Origin of the sequence: Cellulomonas fimi (genome assembly GCF_012952065.1) — a bacterium.
GTDB lineage: Bacteria > Actinomycetota > Actinomycetes > Actinomycetales > Cellulomonadaceae > Pengzhenrongella > Pengzhenrongella fimi_A.
The window spans coordinates 1-18,604 of the sequence record NZ_JABCJJ010000008.1 but is presented as its reverse complement, the minus strand read 5'-3'; the positions used below and the strand labels follow the sequence as shown (position 1 = coordinate 18,604).

General features: G+C 73.4%; 16 protein-coding genes. 7 read left to right on the top strand and 9 right to left on the bottom strand.

What is annotated here, in order from left to right:
- Positions 1-1,332 carry an HNH endonuclease signature motif containing protein gene (locus HIR71_RS07060; RefSeq protein ID WP_169324365.1) on the top strand — a complete coding sequence of 444 codons (1,332 nt, stop codon included), beginning with the start codon at positions 1-3 and terminating at the stop codon, positions 1,330-1,332.
- A 30-nt stretch (positions 1,333-1,362) separates the two neighbouring features.
- Here the strand turns inward: HIR71_RS07060 and HIR71_RS07055 are convergent, their stop codons facing one another.
- Positions 1,363-2,961 (bottom strand): phytoene desaturase family protein, encoded by a 1,599-nt coding sequence (locus tag HIR71_RS07055; RefSeq protein WP_311836152.1) that lies wholly within the window; start codon positions 2,959-2,961, stop codon positions 1,363-1,365.
- Positions 2,962-3,125: 164 nt separating this feature from the next.
- On the opposite strand from HIR71_RS07055, the gene HIR71_RS07050 reads away from it, so the two are divergent.
- From HIR71_RS07050 to HIR71_RS07040, 3 genes are all read left to right on the top strand, one after another.
- Entirely contained in the window at positions 3,126-4,583 is a 1,458-nt protein-coding gene (locus tag HIR71_RS07050) for an MFS transporter (protein WP_169324364.1), read from the top strand.
- A gap of 90 nt (positions 4,584-4,673) precedes the next feature.
- On the top strand, positions 4,674-5,876 hold the full coding sequence (locus tag HIR71_RS07045) for an FAD-dependent oxidoreductase (RefSeq protein ID WP_169324363.1): 1,203 nt from the start codon (positions 4,674-4,676) through the stop codon (positions 5,874-5,876).
- Positions 5,877-5,912: 36 nt separating this feature from the next.
- Positions 5,913-6,362 (top strand): SRPBCC domain-containing protein, encoded by a 450-nt coding sequence (locus HIR71_RS07040; protein ID WP_169324362.1) that lies wholly within the window; start codon positions 5,913-5,915, stop codon positions 6,360-6,362.
- A gap of 97 nt (positions 6,363-6,459) precedes the next feature.
- Here HIR71_RS07040 and HIR71_RS07035 read toward each other — a convergent pair whose 3' ends face one another.
- Positions 6,460-7,068, bottom strand: a complete 609-nt coding sequence (locus tag HIR71_RS07035; protein WP_169324361.1) for a DUF488 domain-containing protein — start codon at positions 7,066-7,068, stop codon at positions 6,460-6,462.
- Positions 7,069-7,177: 109 nt separating this feature from the next.
- Here HIR71_RS07035 and HIR71_RS07030 point away from each other — a divergent pair, with 109 nt between their 5' ends.
- Both HIR71_RS07030 and HIR71_RS07025 read left to right on the top strand, forming a co-directional pair.
- Positions 7,178-7,423, top strand: coding sequence for a DUF6480 family protein (locus HIR71_RS07030; protein WP_169324360.1), 246 nt, complete (start codon positions 7,178-7,180; stop codon positions 7,421-7,423).
- 160 nt (positions 7,424-7,583) lie between these two features.
- Positions 7,584-8,630 (top strand): hypothetical protein, encoded by a 1,047-nt coding sequence (locus HIR71_RS07025; RefSeq protein WP_169324359.1) that lies wholly within the window; start codon positions 7,584-7,586, stop codon positions 8,628-8,630.
- A 55-nt stretch (positions 8,631-8,685) separates the two neighbouring features.
- On the opposite strand, the gene HIR71_RS07020 is transcribed toward HIR71_RS07025, so the two are convergent.
- The 7 genes from HIR71_RS07020 to HIR71_RS06990 all read right to left on the bottom strand — a co-directional run bounded on the left by HIR71_RS07020 (position 8,686) and on the right by HIR71_RS06990 (position 17,048).
- Positions 8,686-9,273 carry a 1-acyl-sn-glycerol-3-phosphate acyltransferase gene (locus tag HIR71_RS07020; RefSeq protein ID WP_169324358.1) on the bottom strand — a complete coding sequence of 196 codons (588 nt, stop codon included), beginning with the start codon at positions 9,271-9,273 and terminating at the stop codon, positions 8,686-8,688.
- 75 nt (positions 9,274-9,348) lie between these two features.
- Positions 9,349-9,888, bottom strand: a complete 540-nt coding sequence (locus HIR71_RS07015) for a GNAT family N-acetyltransferase (RefSeq protein WP_169324357.1) — start codon at positions 9,886-9,888, stop codon at positions 9,349-9,351.
- A complete protein-coding gene (ppdK, locus tag HIR71_RS07010; RefSeq protein WP_169324356.1) occupies positions 9,885-12,593 on the bottom strand; it encodes a pyruvate, phosphate dikinase in 2,709 nt (902 codons plus the stop codon). The genes HIR71_RS07015 and ppdK overlap by 4 nt, the downstream gene beginning before the upstream one ends.
- Positions 12,594-12,669: 76 nt before the next feature.
- On the bottom strand, positions 12,670-13,812 hold the full coding sequence (locus HIR71_RS07005; protein WP_169324355.1) for a bifunctional 2-methylcitrate synthase/citrate synthase: 1,143 nt from the start codon (positions 13,810-13,812) through the stop codon (positions 12,670-12,672).
- 47 nt (positions 13,813-13,859) lie between these two features.
- A complete protein-coding gene (prpB, locus tag HIR71_RS07000) occupies positions 13,860-14,765 on the bottom strand; it encodes a methylisocitrate lyase (RefSeq protein ID WP_169324354.1) in 906 nt (301 codons plus the stop codon).
- Positions 14,765-16,315 (bottom strand): MmgE/PrpD family protein, encoded by a 1,551-nt coding sequence (locus HIR71_RS06995; RefSeq protein ID WP_169324353.1) that lies wholly within the window; start codon positions 16,313-16,315, stop codon positions 14,765-14,767. Before HIR71_RS06995 ends, prpB begins: the two co-directional genes overlap by 1 nt.
- Before the next feature lies 1 nt (position 16,316).
- The gene (locus tag HIR71_RS06990) at positions 16,317-17,048 is read right to left on the bottom strand and encodes a GntR family transcriptional regulator (RefSeq protein WP_169324352.1); all 732 of its coding nucleotides are present in this window, start codon (positions 17,046-17,048) and stop codon (positions 16,317-16,319) included.
- A gap of 243 nt (positions 17,049-17,291) precedes the next feature.
- On the opposite strand from HIR71_RS06990, the gene HIR71_RS06985 reads away from it, so the two are divergent.
- A complete protein-coding gene (locus tag HIR71_RS06985) occupies positions 17,292-18,479 on the top strand; it encodes a thiolase family protein (protein ID WP_169324351.1) in 1,188 nt (395 codons plus the stop codon).
- The last annotated feature ends 125 nt before the right edge of the window (positions 18,480-18,604 follow it).

The window sequence follows — 18,604 nt, the reverse complement described above, 5'->3', positions numbered from 1 at the left end:
ATGGCGGTCGGCGCCGACGGCTCGTCCGGTTCGCCCCCGGACCCGGGTGGGCCCGCGCTCGATGCGCACACCGCCACCGATGCCCATCTCGCGGCGATCCACGCCGCGGTCGATGCGCTCGCGAACCTCGACGCCCGCGACCTGACGGGCACGCAGGCGATCGAGGTGTTCGACGCCGTGCACGAGCTCGCGGACCGCCTCGCCGCGGTGGCGGTGCGCATCCTTCCTGTCATCGAGGCCGACGGCCTGTGGGCCACCACGGGCGCCCGGACCTTCCCGGCGTGGCTCGCGCGCCGCGCCGGGGTGGGCCACGCACGCGCCAAGCGGATGTCGCGGCTCGGCCGCGCGCTGCGGGACGAGCTCGTGGCGACCTCGGCCGCCGTCGTGCGTGGCGGCGCCGGCCGAGTCTCCGTCGAGGTCGCAGAGATCCTCACGACGGTCGCGGCGACCAGCCCCGCCCGACGCGAGCTCCTCGCCGACGCCGCTCAGCCGTGCAACGAGACCTTCCTCCTGGAGCAGGCGCGGATGCTGGGTCCCGACCGGACGCGGACCCTCGCTCGGCGGTGGGCTGCGGCGGCCGACCCCGACGCCGACGAGCGCGGGTACCGCGATGCCCTCGAGCGCGAGTTCTTCGACGTCGCGCACACGACCGGCGGGTGCCACGTCAGCGGGTTCCTGACGACCGAGCACGGCCAGGCGCTCCTCGTGGCGCTCGACGCCGCGACGGGCGTTCCGGCAGCGGACGACACCCGCACCGCGAGTCAGCGCCGGGCCGCCGCGCTGCACGACCTGGCCCGGATCACCCTCGACGAGGGCCTCGTCGGCTCGGGGGCGGCCGTCCGCCCACACCTGAGCGTGCTCGTCGACTATCCGACCCTGGTCGGGCTGGCCTCACCCGACGGACCACGCCGTCCGCGGCCCGCGGCGCGGCCCGCGCCGGCGGTGTTCGAGGACGGTCAACCCGTCCCTCGCGCGGTGCTGGACAAGCTGCTGTGCGACAGCGAGCTCACCCGCATCGTCTTCGGCCCCGACTCCCAGCTGCTGGATGTCGGCCGGACCCGACGCACCTACACCGGGCACCTGCGCCGCGCGATCGTCGCTCGCGACCAGCACTGCCAGTACCCCACCTGCCACGCCCCACCACGGCGCTGCGAGGCCCACCACACCGAGCACTGGGCCCGCGACCACGGCAGCACCGACGCCACCACCGGCGTCCTGCTGTGCTGGCACCACCACGAACGCGTCCACGAACAAGGAACCGAGATCCGGTGGAGACCGGACGGCGGCGGGTGGGACTTCACCGACCGCCACGGCCAACCCCTCCGACAATGACTGGGCACCGTGGCATGTGCGAGCGACGGATCACTCGCGTCCGAGCACCCGCTCCCACGCCGTCCGCGCCAGCGCACGTCGGAGCGCTCCCGTGCGTCCGGCCGCGCCGATCGCCGCCCGTGCCGCATTCCACCCGCACGCTCCGTGCACCCCGCCGCCCGGATGCGCCGAGGCGCTGGCCAGGAACAGGCCGGGGATCGGCGTCTCCGGGCGCCCGAGCCCCGGCGTGGGACGGAAGAACAGCTCCTGATGGATCGCGGAGGTCCCCCCGTTGACCGCTCCCCCGACCAGGTTCTCGTCGGCCGCCTCCAGATCGGCGGGGCTCTGCACGAACCGCGAGAGCACCGTGTCCCGGAACCCCGGCGCGACGCGCTCGATCGCGGCCTCGACCCGTCTGACCTCGTCACGGACGATGTCCGGGGTCCACTCGATCCCGTGCGGCACGTGCGTGTAGGCCCAGGCCGACTCGGTGCCCGCGGGCGACCGAGTCGGGTCGGTCGTCGTCATCTGGCCGAACAGGAGGAACGGTCGCTCAGGCGTGCGCCCGACCGAGAGGTCGGCCGCACCGTCGACGAACCCGTCGAGGTCCACCCCCAGGTGGACCGTCCCCGCGCCGCGCGCCGCCGGCGCCGTCCACGGCACCGGCCGGTCGAGCGCCCAGTTCACCTTGAACGTCGGGTGGTCCCACTGGAACCGGTCGAGATCGCGACGCACCCGGGGCGGCACGTGCTCGTCACCGAGCAGGTCGCGGTAGAGCGCCGGCGCCGTCACGTCCGCGAGGACCCCGCGTCGAGCGCGGACGAGCTGGCCGTCCTGCGTCCGGACCCCGACCGCCCGTCCTCCGACCACCTCGATCGACCGGACCCGCATCCCGGTCTCGACCTCCCCGCCGCCGGCCCCGATGCGGGCCGCGAGCGCCGCGGCGAGCCGCCCGGCCCCGCCCTGCGGCACGGGGAACCCCACGTCCTGCCCGAGCATCGCGAGCAGCCACCCGAACACGCCGCTGCCCGCCGCGTCGGGGGGGATGTCCGCGTGCATCGCGTTCCCGGTCAGCAGGAGCCCCCCGCCGTCGCCCCGGAAGTGCTCGTGCGACAACCGGCGAACCGGCAGCACCGCGAGCCGGGCGAGGTCGACGGCGCCCGCGACGCGCGTCCGACGCAGCAGCCGCGCGACCGAGACCACCGGCGGGAAGGGCGTGAAGAGGGCGTCGAGCAACGGGTCCCGCAGCCGCCGCCACGACGCCACCATGTCCAGCCACGCGGCGCCGTCGCCCGCGGCGAACTCGTCGAGGTTCGCGGCCGTGTCCTCGGCCCGGCTCGCCAGCAGTGCCGCGCGCCCGTCGTCGAGGGCGTGCGCGAGCACGTCGGGCGCGCGCACCCACGTCAGCCCGTGCTGGTGCAGGTCCAGGCCGCGGATCAGCGGCGACGCCGCAGCCAACGGGTAGAACGCGCTGAACAGGTCGGTGCTGAACCCGGGCGACGTCACCTCCGCGCTCCGCACCGCCCCGCCGACGACGTCCTGCGCCTCGAGCACGAGCACGTCCCACCCGGCGTCGACCAGGGCGTTCGCAGCCACGAGGCCGTTCGGCCCCGCCCCGACGACCACGGCGTCGACGGTGTGTGCGATCACGTGCGGACCTCCAAGGCGAGGACGGGTGACGGGGGCGACGACGAGCGGGACGGGGGACGGGGGACGGGCGGGACAGTGCGGGTAGACAGACGCCACGCTCGCACCCGTGCGACGGTGCAGCAACCGGCGGCTCTGCCGACCCCACCCGGGAGCACACTGTCTCCATGACGCTCGTCCGGTACGGCGAGCCGGCCGGCCGGTGGGTCCTGTTCGCCACCGTCCTCGGCTCCGGCATCGCGTTCATCGACGGGACCGTCGTCAACATCGCGCTGCCGCAGATCGGCAGGGAGCTCGACGCCGACGCCGCCGCCCTGCAGTGGACCGTCAACGGCTACCTGCTGCCGCTCGCCGCGTTCATCCTCGTCGCCGGCTCGCTCGGTGACCGGTTCGGCCGGCGGCGGCTGTTCGTCGTCGGGGTCCTGTGGTTCGCGGTCGCCTCCGCCGTGTGCGGCCTCGCGCCGAACGTCGAGGTGCTCATCGCGGCGCGCGCGCTCCAAGGCATCGGGGGGGCGCTGCTCACCCCGGGCTCGCTCGCGATCATCCAGTCGGCCTTCCACCCGGACGACCGCGCCCGCGCGATCGGCGCCTGGTCGGGACTCGGCGGGTTCGCGGGCGCCGCGGGCCCGTTCCTCGGCGGGTGGCTGGTCGAGGTCGCGAGCTGGCGAACCGTGTTCCTCATCAACCTTCCCCTCGCGGCCCTGGTCGTCGCCGCGGCCGCCCGTCACGTTCCGGAGTCGTTCGACGCCGACGCCGCCCCGCACGTCGATCTCGCCGGCGCGGCGCTGGGGGCGCTCGGGCTCGGAGCGGTCACCTACGGCTTCATCGCCTGGCCCGAGCGCGGCGCCTCCGACCCCCTCGTGGTCGGCGCGCTCGCCGGTGGCGTCGCGGCGATGGTCGGGTTCGTGCTGGTCGAGCGCTACTCGCGGCACCCGATGCTCCCCCTGCACCTCTTCCGGTCGCGTGCTCTGAGCGCGACGAACCTCGCGACCTTCCTGATCTACGGCGCGATCGGCGGCGTCTTCTTCTTCCTCGTCGTCACCCTGCAGGTCGTGGCGGGGTGGTCGCCGCTCGCGGCCGGGCTCGCGCCCATGCCCGTGACCGTGCTCATGCTCCTGCTGTCGGCGCGCGGCGGCGCGCTCGGGCAGCGCATCGGGCCAACGATCCCGATGGCGGTCGGCCCCGTCGTGTGCGCGGCGGGGACCGTGCTGCTCGCCGGGATCGACGCCGAGACGCGCTACGTGACCGATGTGCTGCCCGGCGTCGTGCTCTTCGGGCTCGGCCTCTGCCTCCTGGTCGCGCCGCTGACGGCGACCGCCCTCGCCTCGGCCGAGGACCGGCACGTCGGTGTGGCGAGCGGCGTCAACAACGCCGTGGCACGTGCGGCCGGGCTCATGGCGATCGCGGTGCTGCCGCTGGCCTCCGGGGTGGGGGCCAGCCTCGTCGACCCCGCGAGGCTCGAGCCGGCGAACCGGACGGCGATGCTGATCAGCGCCGCGCTCCTGCTGGCAGGCGGACTGGTCTCGGCCCTGCTGATCCCGTCGTCGTTCGACGCGGTCCGCCCGCGCGCCGCGACCCCGGCGCCTGCGGCCGCGCCCGAACCGGGGGGTCTGGACGCGCGCTGAGAGCACTCGGCTCGTCGGGCAAGGTCCGGGTAGCCGTGCATGGTCCCGAAGTCCCCGCTTCCGTGCGCGCGCTGCACCACCATGGGTGACATGGCGGAGCAGAGCAGCAGCGAGCAGCGCAGCAGGGAGCACAGCAGCGAGCAGACGAGCAGGGAACCGCGGGTCGTCGTCGTCGGTGGGGGGTACGGCGGCGCGACCGTCGCCAAGGAGCTGGACGACGTCGCGGACGTCACCCTGGTCGAGCCGCGCGACGCGTTCGTGCACGCGGTGGGGGCGCTGCGCGCCGTCGTCGACCCCGACTGGGAGAGCCGGGTGTTCCTCCCGTACGACCGGCTGCTGCGCCGCGGACGCGTGGTGCAGGCGACCGCCCAGTCCGTCACGCCGCACGAGGTGCGGTTCGCGGCTGCCGCCGGCGCACCCCCGCATGCGACCGGCACCGACTGGGGCAGCCGCAGCATCCCGGCCGACTACCTCGTGCTCGCCACCGGCACGGCCTACCCGTTCCCGGCGAAGTTCATCGAGACCGACACCTGGGTGGCCCAGGCGCGGCTCGTCCGGCTGCGCGAGGCGCTCGCCGCGTGCGACCGCGTTCTCCTCGTCGGCGCCGGCCCGGTGGGCCTCGAGCTCGCCGGGGAGCTGCTCTCGGCCTTCCCGCGCCTCGGCATCACGATCGTCGACCAGGCGCACGACGTCCTCACGACCGGCGACTACCTGCCCGAGCTCCGCTCGTCGGTCCGGGCCCAGCTCGAGGAGCGCGGCGTCGTCTTCGAGCTCGGCGCCCCGCTCGGCTACCTGCCCCCCCGGGACGTGGGTCTGTTCGAGCCGTTCACCGTCGAGACGACCGCGGGCGCCCGGGTCGACGCGCAGCTGTGGTTCCGCTGCTACGGCAACCGCCCGCTGACCGACTACCTCGACGGCCCGCTCGCCCGTGCGCGCCGGTGGAGCGGCGAGGTCTCCGTCACGCCCCGGCTCAACGTCGAGGGGTTCGAGACGGTGTTCGCGGTCGGCGACATCACCGACGTCCCCGAGACCAAGCGCGCCGCGTCCGCACAGGCGCACGCGGGGGTCGTCGCGGCGAACATCCGAGCCCTGATCGAGGGCCGCGACCCGACGGCGACCTACACACCGGCCCCCGAGCTCGTCATCCTGCCGCTCGGGACCGACGGCGGCGCCTCGCAGCTCCTCGACGAGGAGGGGGTGCGACGCGTGCTCGGGCCCGAGGAGACGCGCAGACTCAAGGGGGCCGATCTCTACAGCGGCCGGTACGCCGAGCTGCTCGGGGTCCAAGGCTGAATGCTGAGCTGTCGAAGGTTCACACGAGGGAGTGCCATGAGCGAGCCCGAAGGCCACGTCGCGACCGCGAGCGTCGTGATCGCGGCGCCTCCGCAGGAGGTGTGGGATGCGCTGGTCGCGCCGGACGCGCAGTACATGTTCGGCTCGGACATCGTCACGGACTGGACGGCCGGGAGCCCGATCCTGTTCCGCGGGCGCTGGGAGGGCAAGCCGTTCGAGGACACGGGCACGATCCTCGCCGTCGACCCCCCGCGCCGGCTCCGCTACTCGCACTACAGCCCGCTGAGCGGTGCCCCCGACGTTCCCGAGAGCTACCACCGGCTGACGTTCACGCTCGACGCAGTACCCGCAGTACCCCCAGTGCCCGCAGGCACCCGGCTGTCGCTGACCCAGGACAACAACGAGACGCCCCAGGCCGCGGAGCACGCGAGCGGCATGTGGCGCGACATGCTCGACACCCTGCGTGAGTCCATCGAGCAGGGGTAGGTCGAGCAGGGTCGGTCGAGCAGGGTCGGTCGAGCAGGGTCGGTCGAGCAGGGTCGGTCGAGCAGGGGTAGGTCGGTCGGGCAGGGCTGAGTGACGCCTACCCCTCCGCGGCGTCGTCGGACGGGTACGTGACGCGGGTGCCCTCCACCCGCGCGAACCGCGTCAGCGTCGCGGGGCTCGTCGTGCCGGGGCCCATGATGTGCCGGACGTCGACGCCGCGGACCAGCAGTGCGTCGGCGACCAGCGAGCGGTGGCACCGCCAGGGCACGGCCTCGGCGCACATGATCGCGGGCCGCTCCGACGCCGCGAGCGCCTCGAGCGCCTCGACCGCCGCGGCGAAGGCCTCCGTCTGCATGTAGTCGGCGTAGCCGCGGAACGACGCGTTGCGCCACCCGGCGTTGGTCGGCTCGCCGGTCGCCTTCCGTAGCCCGCCCAGCGCCGCGACGTGCCTGTACCCGACCGCCCCGCCGGACAGGGCGGGCACCGTCTGCACCAGCACGTCGGTGCCGAACTGCGGGTTGTGGCGCGAGCGGGGCACCGTGCGGATGTCGATGAGCTGGGTCACCTCGTTGTCGCGCAGCAACCCGACCAGCTCCTCGATCGGCCGGGTCGAGTGCCCGATCGTGAGGATCGGCCCGACCCCGGGCGGACCCGTCACGTCCGCCACGTCCCCCGCACGTTCACCGTCGCTCTCCTCGCGCACCATGTCGGCATCCTCGCCGCTCGGGCACCGCGCGCTCCCCGGTTGCACCCCGCGCCCCGGTTGCACCCCGCTCCCCGGTTGCACCACCGGACGCCGCCGTTAGCGTGGCGGGATGACGACCTCGGACCCGCACGTCAACCCCGACCCGGACCCCGAGACGACCCCCGGTCTCGAGGCAGGCGGTTCCGTGCGGCCCGGTGACACGCCGCCCGGTGAGGCGAGCACGTCGGGCGTGTCGTTCCGCCAGCCCGGCCTCCCGTCGCAACGCACCAACAAGCTCGTCTACGGCGTCGTCATCGGGATCACGGTGCTCGTGGCGCTGATGCTCGTCGGGTACGTCGTCGGCCTCCTCGGCTGAGCGCACCCCTCAGCGCACGACACGTCCGTAGACAGGTCGCGAGCGTGGTGGGAGCCTCGAAGGAAGTTCTGGCGCGGGAGCCTCCATGGTGGGACCTGGGCGACGGCTCCGCCCCCGGCGCCCGACGGCGCGGGGAACGGTGGCGCTCGTCTGCGCCTCCGTGCTGGTCCTTGCCGCGCCGACGTCGGCCGTCGCCGACCACGACGGGAACCCGGGCAGGATCGGCGGCGGCGTCCGGGGCTTCGGCCACGAGGTCCTGTGCAGCGAGCTGGGGTCGTCGAACCGCGCCGAGATCGTGGGCCACCTCGTCGTCGCGCCGGGTTCTCGTTGCGACCTGAGCCGCAGCACCGTCACAGGGACCGTTCTCGTCGGGCTCGCGGGCAGTCTCCGGATGGACCGCAGCACCGTCCAGGGTGACGTCGTGCTCCAGTACGCGACGAGCGCGGCGGTGACACGGTCGCTGGTGAACGGGAACGTGCGCCTGCTCGGCCCCGAGATCGACGTGTCGGTCGTGAGCTCGACGCTGCGACGCGGCGTGCGCGGGAGCGCGGGATCTCTCTACGTCGAGAACGCGCGGGTCGACGGCGCGATCAACGTCACCTCGTCGGGCGACGTGACCATCAGCCAGACCACCGTCGCGGGCTGGATCAGCCTCCGCGGCGGCCAGTCGCGCGCGTGGCGGCTCCTCGGCGGCGAGATCACCCGCGTGGGCTCCGGCGGGAGCGTCGGGAGCGGCGTGAGCGCTCTGAGCTCCGCCTCGACCCCGAGCGGTGGCGTCGGCTCCCCCTCCGGGCGCGTTAGCGTCGAGTGGTCGACGGCGGCCCGCGTCACCTCCGACGGCGCGCGGCAGGTGCGGGTGTGCGGCACCGACATCGTCGGTGACCTCACGGTCACGCGGGCGCCCGAAGGCCTGGGGCTGGGGTTCGCCGACTACGGCGACGGCCTGTGCGATCGCGCGCGGCTTCGCCCCTGGCACGTGCGGCACGCGTGGGCACCCGACCAGCGCGACGCCGTCACGGTCGGCGGGTCGGTGCTGATCGCCGACGTCCCGGGCCCGGTCGTGGTCCGCAGGACGACGATCCTCGGTGACCTCACGTGCCCCGGACCGGCGTCCGCGACGCTGACCGTCGCGCGCGGCTCGGCGCCTGCCGTGCTCGACCTGGCCGGCGTGGCGGTCGGCGGGAACCGCCTCGGCCGCTGCGCCTGAGCGGGAATTTCCGGCGGACTCGCGGTCACGCGGTCACGCGGTCACGCGTCACGCGTCACGCGTCGGCAGGGGGCGCGGTCTCCTCGCGGAGCGTCGGCTCCGTGCGCCGCTCGGGCCGGACGCCGCTCTTGTCCGCGTAGAACGCGCGGATGCGGGTCATGTCCGCCGCGACGTCGCCGGTGAGCCGGAGCGTCGGCCCGAGCCCCGCCGTCATGGTCGTGCGGTCGACGTAGCCGAGGGTCACGGGCAGGCCCGCTTCCCGCGCGATGCGGTAGAACCCCGACTTCCAGACCGCTGCCTTGCGGCGTGTCCCCTCCGGGGTGATGACCAGGAAGAAGCGCTCGTTCGCGCGGACCCGGCCCACGACGTCGTCCACGACGCCGCGCGGCTCCTGCCGGTCGACAGGGATGCCGCCGAGCGCCCGGAACAGCGGCCCCAGCGGCCCCGCGAACAGGGTGTGCTTGCCGAGGAACTTCGCCGAGACGCCCGCGTGCCACGTCACGGCAAGCATCAGCACGAAGTCCCAGTTCGACGTGTGGGGTGCGCCGATCAGGATGCCCACCCCTTCGTCCGGCAGGGGCTCCGAGCGTGGGCTCCAGCGGCTGACGGACCAGTACGCACGGGCCAGCGCGCGTCGGGTCATCGGGGTCTCGCGGGGGTCGGCACGACGCGAGGGTACGTGCTCCAGGCGACCGCGGCCGCCCGTGCACCGCCCTGGCTACGTCAGCGCGAGCGCGTACCGCTCCTCGCCGCGCTCGGGGTCGGACGGCAGCGTCTCGCGCTCGCCCGTCGACCGGAAGCCGAGGCGTTCGTACAGGCGGCGCGCGCGCTCGTTGCCGTCGGCCACGAAGAGGGTCAGGACGCGCGCGCCGTCGGCGGCGGCGGCCGCGCGCACGGCCTCGACGAGCAGCGCGGCCACTCCCGCACCGCGCGCCTCGGGCGCGACCCACATCGACACGAGCTGGCGCTCGTCGGCGGGACGGTCCTCCTCCGGGTAGTAGGAGACGAGGCCGACGACCAGGCCGGACGCCCAGGCGAGAAACGTCCTCCCCGCCGCGGCCCGCTCTCGCCAGAGCGCGTCGTCGTAGGCCTGCTCCCGCGCGAGGGTCGAGCCGAACGCCGCCGGGTCGCTCGCGAGCGCACGCAGCCGGACCGCGCGGAGCTCACGCCAGCCCTCCTCGCCGACCCGGACGACCCGGACGGCCTGGACGCCCCGGACGCCGCGGACGAATGGGTGCGCCTGGGCGCCTTCGCTCACGCGGTCCCGACCTCGTCCCGCATCACCGCGGCCCGGCCCGCCTCGAGCCGAGCGATCGGCACCCGGAACGGCGAGCACGAGACGTAGTTCAGCCCGGCGTCGTGGAAGAAGTGGATCGACTCCGGGTCACCGCCGTGCTCGCCGCAGACACCCATGTGCAGGTCCGGCTTGGCGGACCGCCCCCCGGTCACGCCGGCGACGACGAGCGCGCCCACGCCGTCCCCGTCGAGGGTCTCGAAGGGGGAGATCGTCAGCACGCCGTTCTCGAGGTAGTCCGCGAAGAAGGCGCCCTCGACGTCGTCGCGCGAGAAGCCCCACGTGGTCTGGGTGAGGTCGTTGGTGCCGAACGAGAAGAAGTCGGCCTCCTCCGCGATCCGCCGGGCCGTGAGCGCAGCGCGCGGAAGCTCGATCATGCAGCCGATCGGCAGGTCGAGCCGCAGGCCGGCCGCCTCGCCGACCTCGGCGAGGATCTCCTCGGCCTCCATACGGACCAGGTGCAGCTCCCGCACCGAACCGACCAGCGGCACCATGATCTCGGGCCGCGGGTCGCCGCCGGCCTGCCGACGCGCGACGGTCGCCTCCGCGATCGCCCGGATCTGCAGCGCGAACAGCCCGGGCAGCTTGAGCCCGAGCCGGACGCCGCGCAGACCCAGCATCGGGTTCTGCTCGTGCATCCGCTGGACCGCCGCGAGCAGCGTCTCGTCGCGCGGGTCGACGGCGTCCTTGTCCCTCGCGAGCGCGACCTTGACCGCGAGCTCGGTGAGATCGGGCAGGAACTCGTGCAGCGGTGGGTCGATCAGCCGGATCGTCGTCGGGAGCCCGTCCATCGCCTCGAGCAGCTCGACGAAGTCCTGGCGCTGGAGCGGGAGCAGCTTCTCGAGCGCCGCCTCCCGCTGCTCGCCGGCCTCGGCCAGCACGACGTCCTCGATGAACTGGCGGCGCTCCCCGAGGAACTGGTGCTCGGTGCGGCACAGCCCGATGCCCTCGGCGCCGCGCTCGCGGGCCCGGCGCGCGTCGTCGGCGTTGTCGGCGTTGGCGCGGACCCGCATGCGCCGCGCCGCGTCGGCGTGGGTCAGCACGCGGTCGACGGCGTGGACCAGCTCCCGGGTCGCGTCGTCCTCGGCCGCGGCCAGCCCCGCCTCGAGCCCGTCCGAGATGTAGAGCATCACCGGCGAGTCCACGACCGGGACGTCACCGAGGAACACCTCGCCGGTGGTGCCGTCGAGCGCGATGACGTCCCCGGGCCGAAGCACGCGCCCCGCGACGCGGACCTCCTTCGCGACGACGTCGACGTCGACCTCCTCGGCGCCCACGACCGCCGTCGTCCCCATGCCCCGGGCGACGACCGCCGCGTGCGACGTCTTGCCGCCGCGCGAGGTGAGGACGCCGGCCGCGACGATCATCCCCTGGAGGTCGTCGGGGTTGGTCTCGCGCCGGACGAGGATGACCTGCGCCCCTGCCCCCGTCCGCGCGAGCGCCTGGGCGTTGTCGAGCACGATCTCGCCGACCGCCGCGCCCGGCGACGCGGCCATCGCCTTGGTGAGCCGCTCCTTCCTCGCGTCCGCGTCGAACTGCGGGAAGAGCAGCTGGCTCAGCTGCGCGCCGGTGACGCGCGAGATCGCCTCGTCCATCGTGATGAGGTTCTCGTCGACGAGCTGGGTCGCGACCCGGAACGCCGCCCCGGCGGTCCGCTTGCCCACCCGGGTCTGGAGCAGCCACAGCTTGCCGCGCTCGATCGTGAACTCGATGTCGCACAGGTCGCGGTAGTGGGTCTCGAGCCGGCGCATCGCCTGGCGCAGGTCGTTGAACGACGTCGGGTCGAGCTGCTCGAGGTCGGCGAGCGGCAGGGTGTTGCGGATGCCGGCGACGACGTCCTCGCCCTGGGCGTTCGAGAGGTAGTCGCCGTACAGGCCCGAGTGGCCGGTGGACGGGTCGCGCGTGAAGCACACGCCGGTGCCCGAGGTCTCCCCCAGGTTGCCGAACACCATGGTCACGACGTTGACGGCGGTGCCGAGGTCGTGGGGGATCCGCTCGCGACGGCGGTACAGCCGCGCGCGCTCGGTGTTCCACGAGTCGAAGACCGCCTCGATCGCCATGTCGAGCTGCTCGCGCGGGTGCTGCGGGAACTCGCGCCCGCACTGGTCCCGCACGATCTGCTTGAACGTCCCGACGAGCTCCTTGAGGTCGTCCGCCGAGAGCTCGACGTCCGTCCGCGCGCCGCGCTCCGCCTTCTTCGCGTCGAGCGCGGCCGCGAACAGGTCGCCGTCGATGTCGAGCACCGTCTTGCCGAACATCTGGATGAGCCGGCGGTAGGAGTCCCACGCGAACCGCTCGTCGCCCGAGAACTCGGCGAGCCCCTTCACCGAGGCGTCGTTGAGCCCGATGTTGAGGACCGTCTCCATCATCCCGGGCATGGAGAACTTGGCGCCCGACCGGACCGAGACGAGCAGCGGCTCGTGGAAGTCCCCGAGCCGCCGCCCGATCGTGTCCTCGATCTCGCGGACCGCCATCGTGACCTCGACGCGGAGCTCCGGCGGGACGTGACCGTCGCGCATGTACGCCCGGCACGCCTCGGTCGTGATGGTGAAGCCGGGCGGCACGGGCAGCCCGAGCTTCGTCATCTCGGCGAGGTTCGCCCCCTTGCCCCCCAGCAGGTCCTTCTGGTCCTTGCTGCCCTCGCTGAACCGGTAGACGTACTTCGCCATGCGTCGGTCCTCCGTCGTCGTCGAACGGTGTGGGTCGATCCGGTGGGTACCCAGGCCTACACCTGCATCATCGCGCTCAGAGGTGACGTTCGTCCGGTCCGTCGTACAGGCTGAGCGGCCGGATGAGGGCGTTGGACTCCAGCTGCTCCATGATGTGCGCCGTCCAGCCGGTGATGCGGCTGGCCACGAACAGCGGCGTGAACGTCAGGGTGTCGAAGCCCATGAGGTGGTACGCCGGGCCCGAGGGGTAGTCGAGGTTCGGCTGGATGTTCTTGCGGTCGGTCATCGCGGCCTCGAGCCGGTCGTAGAGGTCCGCGAGGTCCTTGCGGCCGTACTCCGCGACGAGGGTGTCGAGCGCGGCCTTCATGGTGGGCACGCGCGAGTCGCCGTGCTTGTAGACGCGGTGGCCGAAGCCCATGATCTTGCGCTTCTCGGCGAGGGCCTGGTCCAGCCAGCTCTCGGCCTTCGACGCGTCGCCGATCTCGTCGAACACGTGCATGACGGCCTCGTTCGCGCCCCCGTGCAGCGGACCCTTGAGCGCGCCGACCGCTCCGACGACCGCCGAGTACAGGTCGGAGAGCGTCGAGGTGATGACGCGTGCCGTGAACGTCGAGGCGTTGAACGAGTGCTCGGCGTACAGCACCATCGACACCCGGAACGCGTCGACGACGACGGGCGCCGGCACCTCCCCGAACGTCATGTGCAGGAAGTTCGCGGAGTAGTCCAGGTCGTCGCGCGGGGGCACGAGGTCCTCGCCCCGGCGTCGGCGCTGGTCGTAGGCGACGACGGCGGGGATCTGCGCGAGCAGCCGCACCGACTTCGCGAGGTTGGACCCGCGCGACGAGTCCTCGGTCGTCGGGTCGTTGGCGCCGATGACGCTCAGCGCGGTGCGCACGACGTCCATGGGGTGCGCCGTCGTGGGCAGGGAGTCGATGACGGCCTTGACGTTCGGGTCGAGCGCGCGCTGCGAGCGCTCGGCGCGCTCGAGCTCGGCCAGCTGCTCGGGCGTCGGCAGCTCGCCGTGCCACAGCAGGTACGCGACCTCCTCGAACGAGCACCGCGCCGCGAGCTCCTGCACGGGGTAGCCCCGGTAGAGCAGCGAGTTGGTGTCCGGGTTGACCTTGGAGATGGCGGTGCGGTCGACGACGACGCCGGCGAGGCCCTTGCGGATCTCCGGCTCGGCCGACGACGGGGCGGGGGTCTGGGTGTCGGTGCTCATGCTCGCTCCTTTGCGGGACTGCTCACGCTGTCAGTGGGTGGCGCTGCTCAGTGGTTCGCGTTGGAGGTGTACGTGAAGATCGAGCTGTCGAAGTGGTTGTAGCCCTCGTAGTCGAGGAGCTCGTAGAGCCGGGCGCGGTGCTGCATCGCGTCGAGCTCGGAGGTGAGCGACCCCTCGCGCAGGATCGTGTCGAGGCCGCGCTCGGCCGCGCCCATCGCCAGTCGCAGCAGCGAGACCGGGTAGATGACGAGGTTGATCCCGACGTCGCGCAGCTGCTGCGTGGTGAACAGCTCGCTCTTGCCGAACTCGGTCATGTTGGCGAGCACCGGCACGTCCAGGGCCTTGCGCATCGCCTCGAACTCGCCGAGGTCCTTCATGGCCTCGGGGAAGATCGCGTCCGCCCCGGCGTCGACGAGCTGCTTGGCCCGCTCCACGGCGGCGTCGAACCCCTCGACCCCCCGGACGTCGGTGCGCGCCATGATCAGCAGGTTCGGGTCGCGGCGCGCGTCCACGGCCGCGCGGATCCGCTTGACCGCGGTGTCGGCGTCGACCACCTGCTTGCCGTCGAGGTGGCCGCAGCGCTTGGGGTTGACCTGGTCCTCGATGTGCAGGCCCGCGACGCCGGCGTCCTCGAGCGCCTGGACCGTGCGGGCGACGTTCATCGGCTCACCGAAGCCGGTGTCCGCGTCGACGAGCGCGGGCAGGTCGGTGACCCGGGCGATCTGCTGGCTGCGTCCCGCGACCTCCGTCGCCGTCGTGAGGCCGATGTCCGGCAGGCCCAGGTCGGCGGACAGCACGGCGCCGGAGATGTAGACGCCGTCGAACCCCTTGTCCTGGATCAGCCGCGCCGAGAGCGGGTTGAACGCGCCGGGGAGCTGGAGCAGCTCTCCGCTGCGCAGCCGCTCCCGGAACGCCGCGCGCTTCGCGGTCGGGGTGGTGGTGGAGTACAGCATCAGAAGATCCCCTCGGGGTTCCCGGCCTGCTCGAGCAGCCCGGCGGGGGCGACGACCGTCAGGCCCGCGAGCTCGTCGGCCTTGAGCTCGGGCAGGCGCTGGGCGACGTCGAGGAACCGCTCGATCTCGTCGTCGGCCAGGACGCCCGTGGCGAGGGTGCGGAACTTGGCGACGTACTGCTCGCGCGCGAACGGGCGGGCGCCGAGCGGGTGCGCGTCGGCGACCGCGAGCTCGTCCACGATCACGCGGCCGTCGGTCAGGGTGATCTCCACCCGACCACCGAACGCCTTCTCGGCCGGGTCTGTCGAGTGGTAGCGGCGCGTCCACTCCGGGTCCTCGGCCGTCGTGATCTTCTGCCACAGCGCGACGGTGTCGCGGCGGGCGGCGCGCTCGGGCAGGTACGAGTCGACGTGGTGCCACGCGCCGTCCTGCAGCGCGACCGCGACGATGTACGGGATCGAGTGGTCGAGCGTCTCGCGCGACGCCGTCGGGTCGTACTTCTGCGGGTCGTTCGCCCCCGAGCCGATCACGTGGTGCGTGTGGTGGCTCGTGTGGATGACGATGCCCGCGACGTTCTCGGGGTCGCGGACCTCGGGGTGCTCGGTGCCGAGCTTGCGCGCGAGGTCGATGAGCGCCTGGGCCTGGTACTCGGCCGAGTGCTCCTTGGTGTACGTGTCGAGGATCGCGCGCTTGGCCTCGCCCGGCGCCGGAAGCGGCACCTCGTAGCGTGCGTCCGGGCCGTCGAGCATCCAGGCGATGACGCCGTCCTCACCCTCGTAGATCGGGGTGGGCGAGGTCTGGCCGCGCATCGCCCGGTCCACCGCCTCGATCGCGAGCTTGCCCGCGAACGCCGGCGCGTACGCCTTCCACGTCGAGATCTCGCCCTTGCGGGACTGCCGCGTCGCCGTCGTCGTGTGCAGCGCCTGGCCGATCGCCTGGAAGATCACCTCGGGGCTCAGCCCCAGCAGCGTGCCGATGCCGGCCGCGGCCGACGGGCCCAGGTGCGCGACGTGGTCGATCTTGTGCTGGTGCAGGCTGATCGCCTTGACCAGGTCGACCTGGATCTCGTACCCGGTCGCCAGGCCCCGGACCAGCTCCGCACCCGTCAGCCCGCGCGCGTCGGCCAGGTGCTGGGCGACGGCGAGGATCGGCGGGATGTTGTCGCCCGGGTGCGAGTACTCCGCGGCCAGGAACGTGTCGTGGTAGTCGAGCTCGCGGACGGCGACGCCGTTCGCCCATGCCGCCCACTCGGGGCTGACCCGCGTGGACGGCGCGCAGCCGAACACCGTCGCTCCCTGCTTGCCCGCCTGGGTGGACTGCGGGGTGGTCGGGTGCGCGAGGGCCTGGGCGCGCGCGGCGGTGATGGGCGCGCGGACGAGCGACGCCGTCGCGACCGCGGCGTTGTCGATCACGCGGTTGATCACCATGTCCGTGACGTCCGGGACGACGTCGACGGCGTCGGCGGCGACCTCGGCGATCTTCCACGCGAGCTGGTCCTCGCGGGCGAGGTTGTCGGCGCTCGGGTGCACGCGGACCTGGTGGGTGATCACGTCAGACTCCTACGGGGTTGGGGTGGGGGGCTGGCTGAGGGGCTGGCTGAGGTGCTGGCTCAGGGGCGGGCTCAGGGGCTGCCGGCGCGTGGTCGGGCGCGGTCAGGCTGGCGAGGATCGTCGCGAGGCTCGCGCGCAGGTGGACGGCGGTGGCCTGAGCGGCCAGCGTCTCGTCGCTCTCGATGATCGCCTCGGTGATGAGCCGGTGCTCGCCGGCTGCCTTGACCAGGCGCGCCAGGTTGTCGCGGGACAGGCGGCGGGCTCGGACCGCGTGCGTGCGCAGGCCCTGGAGCGAGCGGAGCAGGTACGGGCTGTCCATCGCCTCGTCGACCGCGGCGTCGAGGCTCGCGGCGAGCCGGTAGTACTCGGTGCGGCCCGGGTCGTCGGCGGTGAGCAGCTCGGGGGCCGCCTCGAAGCGGTCCCGCAGCTCCTCGAACACTCCGGGCCGACGACGGCGCGCGGCCAGGCGGGCGGCCTGCGTCTCGAGCGCCTCGCGCAGCTCGAACAGCGCGCGGATGTCGTCGGCGGACAGGTCCGAGACGACGAGGGTGCGGCCCTTGCCGACCACGGCGAGGCCCTCCGCGGCGAGCCGGCCGAGCGCCTCGCGCAGCGGCGTCCGGGACACGCCGAGCCGCTGGGCCTGCTCGACCTCGCTCAGCACGGTCCCGGGCACCAGACGCCACGCGAGGATGTCCTCCCGGAGCGAGGCGTGGACCCGTTCGCTGGCGCGCATGGTGGGGGACTGTACGCCTCGGACGGCGCGTTTGTATACATCGATCGGGCACCGCTTGCGAAGTAGTCCGCGAGATGACGCTCTGGATCGCCTCGTTGTATACGCGAACCGTTGTGCAGGCCGGTTTCGCGGCCTACACTCGGCACGCGCGACGCGCAGAGCTCGTCGTCGACGCAGACCCTCGCTCGACGCCACGCAGACCATGCTGACGCCACGCAGACCATGCTCACGAAGGAGTGCTCCATGGCCGAAGACCGGATCGTCCTGCTCGACGGCGCGCGCACGCCGGTCGGCTCCTTCGGCGGGGCGTACAGGACCGTCGAGGCGCACGAGCTCGGAGCGATCGCCGTCCGCGGCGCGCTCGCGCGCTCGGGCGTCGACGCCGGCGAGATCGGCGAGGTCGTCATGGGCTGCGTCGGGCAGACCGGGCCGGACGCCTATAACGCCCGCCGCGTCTCGCTCGCCGCCGGGCTCTCGACCGGCGTGCCTGCCTACACCGTGAACCGGCTCTGCGGCAGCGGTCTGCAGGCGGTCTGGTCGGCCGCGATGCAGCTGCGCACCGAGCCCGAGCTGCGATTCGTCGTCGCGGGCGGGGACGAGAACATGACGCGCCAGCCGTTCCTCGACTTCGGGGCGCGCGGCGGGTACGCGCTCGGCAACCGCGCGCTGCTCGACGGCACGATCGCGCTCCTGACCGACCCGTTCCACGGCATCCACATGGGACGCACGGCCGAGGCGGTCGCGCGGAAGTACGCGGTGAACCGCCAGGAGCAGGACGAGTTCGCCGCCGAGAGCCAGCGCCGTGCCGCCCTCGACGCGGCCCGCGCGGCGTTCGCGGAGGAGATCGTGCCGGTCGAGGTGGGTGGACGGAAGCCGTTCACCGTCGACACCGACGAGCACCCGCGCCCGGACACCACCGTCGAGACGCTCGCACGGCTGCGCCCGGTGTTCGAGGAGGGCGGCACGGTCACCGCCGGCAACGCCTCGGGGATCAACGACGGCGCCGCGGCGGTCGTCGTCACGCGTGAGTCGGTCGCCCGCGAGCGCGGCCTGACCCCGCTCGCCGTGCTCGAGTCCGTCACGACAGCGGCGCTCGAGCCCGAGATCATGGGCTACGCGCCCACGCTCGCGATCCGCAAGCTGCTGGACCGCAACGGGTTGACGCCCACCGACGTCGACACGGTCGAGCTCAACGAGGCGTTCGCCGCCCAGGCGCTCGCCGTCATCCGCGACGCCAAGCTCGACCCTGAGCGGACGAACCCCTACGGCGGGGCGATCGCGCTAGGCCACCCGATCGGGGCGACGGGCGCGATCCTCACCCTCCGCACCGCGCAGGACCTGGCCCGCCGCGACCTGGAGCTCGGCGTCGTGTCGCTGTGCATCGGCGGCGGGCAGGCGCTCGCGGCGCTGCTGCGGCGCTGGGACGGCTGAGCATTTGAGCGCCCTGCGGGCGCATCGTGGGTGGGGAAGATGGCGCTGGGATGTGGCGGTTGCCTCGGGCTCGCCGGTGGGTTCATCGTGGTCGGGTCGGTCCCGGTCAACGCCGGAACGCCTCT

What these genes read in the sequence shown, in the direction of transcription:
- HIR71_RS07060 (WP_169324365.1), top strand. Translation starts at nt 1, where the DNA reads ATGGCGGTCGGCGCCGACGGCTCGTCCGGTTCGCCCCCGGACCCGGGT.
- HIR71_RS07050 (WP_169324364.1), top strand. Translation starts at nt 3,126, where the DNA reads ATGACGCTCGTCCGGTACGGCGAGCCGGCCGGCCGGTGGGTCCTGTTC.
- HIR71_RS07045 (WP_169324363.1), top strand. Translation starts at nt 4,674, where the DNA reads ATGGCGGAGCAGAGCAGCAGCGAGCAGCGCAGCAGGGAGCACAGCAGC.
- HIR71_RS07040 (WP_169324362.1), top strand. Translation starts at nt 5,913, where the DNA reads ATGAGCGAGCCCGAAGGCCACGTCGCGACCGCGAGCGTCGTGATCGCG.
- HIR71_RS07035 (WP_169324361.1), bottom strand. Translation starts at nt 7,068, where the DNA reads ATGGTGCGCGAGGAGAGCGACGGTGAACGTGCGGGGGACGTGGCGGAC.
- HIR71_RS07030 (WP_169324360.1), top strand. Translation starts at nt 7,178, where the DNA reads ATGACGACCTCGGACCCGCACGTCAACCCCGACCCGGACCCCGAGACG.
- HIR71_RS07020 (WP_169324358.1), bottom strand. Translation starts at nt 9,273, where the DNA reads ATGACCCGACGCGCGCTGGCCCGTGCGTACTGGTCCGTCAGCCGCTGG.
- ppdK (WP_169324356.1), bottom strand. Translation starts at nt 12,593, where the DNA reads ATGGCGAAGTACGTCTACCGGTTCAGCGAGGGCAGCAAGGACCAGAAG.
- HIR71_RS07005 (WP_169324355.1), bottom strand. Translation starts at nt 13,812, where the DNA reads ATGAGCACCGACACCCAGACCCCCGCCCCGTCGTCGGCCGAGCCGGAG.
- prpB (WP_169324354.1), bottom strand. Translation starts at nt 14,765, where the DNA reads ATGCTGTACTCCACCACCACCCCGACCGCGAAGCGCGCGGCGTTCCGG.
- HIR71_RS06990 (WP_169324352.1), bottom strand. Translation starts at nt 17,048, where the DNA reads ATGCGCGCCAGCGAACGGGTCCACGCCTCGCTCCGGGAGGACATCCTC.
- HIR71_RS06985 (WP_169324351.1), top strand. Translation starts at nt 17,292, where the DNA reads ATGGCCGAAGACCGGATCGTCCTGCTCGACGGCGCGCGCACGCCGGTC.